This is a genomic window from Candidatus Neomarinimicrobiota bacterium (assembly GCA_034716895.1).
Lineage (GTDB): Bacteria > Fidelibacterota > UBA8477 > UBA8477 > JABMPR01 > JABMPR01.
Genome location: JAYEKW010000052.1, coordinates 1 through 4,577, shown reverse-complemented (window position 1 = coordinate 4,577; position 4,577 = coordinate 1). Strand labels below are relative to the sequence as shown.

Genomic DNA, 4,577 nt, shown 5'->3' with positions numbered 1-4,577 from the left:
CTGGCCTTTCTGCATAAAATTGTCCCAACCCTGGCAGTATAGCTGATCGCCACACCGCTTGTTTCCGGGATTTAATATAGATCAACTTGTCCAGATTAACCTGTAAGACTTCACGCTTATCTTCCTGAATGGTGATTGTTTGAGTCGATTCTGCAAAACTAGCCAATTTGAAAGTGACCTCATGTTTCCCAGTCCAGAGTTTTGGGATTGTATAGGGTGTAACTGCTACACTGTTGCCTTCTGTGCGAATGATCTTGCCATCTACAATAATAGACGCACCCGGTGGATTGCTAGAGGCAATCAGGGAGCCAGATAGCTCTTTAAGATTCACCTGGATTCCCGCCATGTCATTTAAGCCAATGAAGATTTCCTGTTCATGGGATTTGTAATGCTCACCGGCTTCAATCTTCACTTTGTGGGATCCGACACTTACAGGTTCTATGATGCTGGGAACTTTCCCCCTGAATTTACCATCTACAGTAATTCTGGCACCTTCTGGAAATCCTTGAACTGAAAGTCTCCCAAAATCGGCTAATAAGGCTACATCCTGCGTTAAAGTCTTCCCATCCTCGACAGTAATCATCTGTTGATACTCTTTGTAATACTCAGTCCTGACAGATAGAACATAATTACCTGAAGGTAAACGATAACCTTCAATGGGAGTAGTACCCATATCACGACCATCGATTAGGACTTGTGCTCCTGTGGGGTTTGATGAAAGGTTCAACCACCCAAACGCCGGGATCAATATTGCGTTTATCTTGGTTTCAACACCATCACTAATTGTAACTGTTTGGGTGTGTTCACGATAGTCTGGGAAAGAAATGCTTAGATCATACTGTCCAGATTGCAACGGGGTAACTGTATGAGGGGTGGATTGTAATTCCTGCCTGTCATTCAACATAATTCGTGCACCTGAAGGATCAGAAGTGACTGTAACACTTCCATAGTTAGGTTTCAACTTCAGATCAAGAGGTAGCATACCGCCTGGATCAAGCTCAATCTCTTTGACTACCGAATAGTACAATGGTTTTGTGAGCTGGATCGTGTGTTTCCCAGGAGCAATCTTATCCTGGAAGAATGTCTGTCCATATTCAATACCATCAATAACTACCATCGCCTGATCTGGTGTAGATGTAATTGTCAGAAAGCTCCAATCAACCAACTGTTCAATGGCTTCTCCGGTGGACTTGAGGTTCATTGTTCTAGACGTGGTGAGTTTAGGCTGGATGGCAACGGTGGTTTTCTCGGTTTCAAAACCATCTTTGATGATTTGGATGTCATGCTGTCCAGGTGAAAGTTGGATGATGATATCTTTACGAGAGATTGTACCCCTGGATCGTCCGTCAATAATGAGCTGAATACCAGATTCTGAAATAGATAGTTTTAACTTACCTAGCTCAGAGTCATCAACAATTGTTTGAAACCCACCTGCTGCGATTCCCTTCTTTTCCACGAATTGCTGCATAATAGCATCAGCTAACTCAGGTGCAGCTTTTAAGAGAGCTCCAATATCGTTGCTCGGTACTATGATGTCCTGAGATGCCATTAGTTTTGAAGTCTCAACGTCTATGATCCTGGCTGCCACAAAGATGGTATTTCCCAGACTTCGGACATCACCTGAAACCATATACTGAACCCCGGCAATCTGACCAACCTCCACAATGCAATCCTCATTGCAGATACCAGAAAGATTCATCTGTTGTTCTTCCATGATGGCTTCGAACTTCTCACGTTCCATCACTTCAAATTGGGAGTATCCAACAAGAGCATTTCGCACCCGATCCGTAAAGGTCTTTGTTTGACTGTTTGTAACGCCTTCACCCAGGAAGTCTAGGATTGCTATTCTGTCTGCTGCTAGTGTATGGGAGCTTAGAATAAGTAAAACTATGAGTGCTTTAACCTTCAATCAATATTCTCCAGTATCTGCTTCAATGTCTCTTCGTCTCCAGGTTTATACCCGGTATGTTGATAGACAATCTCACCTGCTTTATTAATCACGAACAGAGATGGTAGGCTAGCCACTTCAGCACCTGTTTCAGTTTCACCAATGACATTGAATTTCTTGGCAGTTCGACCATACTTATCAACCAGCACGGGTAACTCAACATTTAGATCATTAAGCCAGCGCAAGATCTTGGCCGGCTGATCCTTCACAGAAACTAAGTAGAATTGTATTTCGGGGAACTCAGTTGAAAGTGTTTCCAATTGAGGAACTTCAGCTCGGCATGGGATACACCAGGTGGCAAAGAAGCTTAGTACTACTGCATTTGGATCTTTAGCCTTTTCCCCGTATACCTTCGAAGCAAAGAAGTCATTTCCTTTGAGGTCAGTGAGATAGAATGAGGGTGCATCTGACAAAGGCTCAGACGAGTAAAGTATTACACCATTTATCACAATTGCCAATACCAACCACTTGGTAATAGACCGCTGCAATGTTGAGTGAATAGACAAACTGTGCATCATGATATCCCCTAGGGTAATCAGTTAACATAAGGTCTCAGGTCTTCAATGTCAAATGGATATCGGCACGCTGTGATATTCCTCAAACTGACCCAGGGCATGATTGAAACTCTTCGATTTTTTTTAATTTATTTACTCATGGATGGTCGTTTGATTAAATCCATTTTAAAAGGTCTCAATGACTGAAAGCATCTCATCGAATTCCGGTACTGAACCGAAAAACATTTCTCTCTACGTATTGAAGTAATCATTTCTCCAGCCTACTACCTGATCCACCGTTAGACAGCATGCAAAAACTTGCTATCGACAAGCTTTCGGCAGGTTGATTAAGGACTTCATCCAGTATCCCTTCTTGTACAATCTCCCGGAATACATCTCCGATCCAAGCCGGGGCAAACTGAACGTTTTCTTTCACATTATTTTCTGAAAGTCGACTTTTCTGTCAGACACTAACTACCATTTTACGGGATAAAAATGATTGTTTCATTTGAAAGCAACTCACGACTTAAGTCGTGGGTTGCCGAGGGTGAAGAATTTCGTTCTGAAGAACTTGTTCGTCAGCATGGTACGAAGAACGCACCAAGGGGCCGGATTCAACATGATTGAAGCCAATCTTTAAACCATATTCTTTGTACTCAGCAAACTCATCGGGATGAACAAAGCGATGGACCGGCTCATGCTCTTTGGTCGGCTGTAAATACTGTCCCAGCGAGAATATCTGACAACCTGTTTCCCGAATCACATCCATGAGTTCAAAGACCTCAGCTTTGGTTTCACCGATCCCAACCATGATAGAGGTCTTGGTCTGGAGCCCCGCTTCAACTGACTGTCTTAAAACATCCAAAGAACGCTGATACTGAGCCTGGGGTCTGATATGGCGATGGAGCCGCTCTACAGTTTCCATATTGTGACTCATGATCTCAGGCTTAGCATCCAGGACTGTCTGGATATCATCTACCTTACCTTGAAAATCAGGAGTGAGAACCTCAATCGTACAACCGGGAACTTCAGCATGAACCTGACGGATGGTTTCCGCCCAGATATAAGCGCCGCCGTCTTCTAACTCATCTCTATCAACTGAGGTAATCACGCAGTGATGAAGACCCATCTTTTTAACAGCCTCAGCAGTGCGACGTGGCTCGTCCTGATCTACAGCTGATGGTCGACCTGTCTTAATCGCACAGAAAGCACAGGAGCGGGTACAGACATCTCCCAAGATCATGATGGTGGCCGCACGACGCTCCCAACATTCGCTAATATTGGGACACTTGGCTTCCTGACAAACCGTGTGGACTTGATTGTCGGCCACAATACGTTTCAGATCCTGAAAATTGGGACCACTGCGCAATTTGGTTTTCAGCCAGGGGGGTTTGGTTGGTTTGGGCATTATCTCTCGATCCTTTTTAACCACAGAGTACACAGAGATTGTAGATATGGTTCCATTACAGGTTTAGGCATTATTTCCTCTTTTTTATTAAAACCTTATTGCCACAAAGGCACTAAGACACAAAGGTACACAAAAAAGCCTTCGTGGTTTTGTGTCTTCGTGGCCAAAAAAAATACTCTCGATTCTTTTGGGTCTTTGCGAATGAGGTACGAATGTGGCGATCTGTTATCCTTACCAGAACAACCACCTGAGATTGCTTCGTCGTTTCACTCCTCGCAAAGACAAAAGAAGTATACTAACCCAAGACCCCTGCAAGCGCTTTGAGTGGGTCAACGGCTTCAAGGTTCTTGACAATGGCTTCAATAAATTTTCCACCCATGGCACCATCTACCAGACGATGGTCAAAGCCCAGGGTAAAGGTGCAAATTTGCCTGATGGCAATTTCATCACCAGAAACAGTTTCAATGACCACGAGCCTCTTCTTGATTGCGCCGACACCGAGAATAGCCACATTGGGTTGATTGATGATGGGATAGCCCGCCAGATTACCAAATACGCCAAAATTTGTGATCGAGAAGGTGGCTCCCTCGAGGTCATCCAGGGTCAGTTTCTTGTTGCGAGCCTTACTTACGATTTCTGAGATGTCATCCGAGATTTGTAATAGTGATTTATCTTCAGCATTGCGAACCGGGGGAACCACCAGTCCATTACCAACTGCTACAGCAAT

Annotated in this window: 4 protein-coding genes; all 4 read right to left on the bottom strand. The window is 44.1% G+C overall.

Annotated features, from left to right (window positions below):
* Positions 1-1,909, bottom strand: a 1,909-nt coding sequence (locus U9Q77_03685) for a PEGA domain-containing protein (GenBank protein ID MEA3286463.1), incomplete at its 3' end; no start/stop codon positions are given.
* Positions 1,906-2,466, bottom strand: a complete 561-nt coding sequence (locus U9Q77_03680) for a TlpA disulfide reductase family protein (protein ID MEA3286462.1) — start codon at positions 2,464-2,466, stop codon at positions 1,906-1,908. The genes U9Q77_03685 and U9Q77_03680, both read right to left, overlap by 4 nt.
* Before the next feature lie 502 nt (positions 2,467-2,968).
* Positions 2,969-3,874 (bottom strand): lipoyl synthase, encoded by a 906-nt coding sequence (gene lipA / locus U9Q77_03675; GenBank protein ID MEA3286461.1) that lies wholly within the window; start codon positions 3,872-3,874, stop codon positions 2,969-2,971.
* Between the two features lie 271 nt (positions 3,875-4,145).
* Positions 4,146-4,577, bottom strand: a 432-nt coding sequence (locus tag U9Q77_03670; GenBank protein MEA3286460.1) for a 2-oxo acid dehydrogenase subunit E2, incomplete at its 5' end; no start/stop codon positions are given.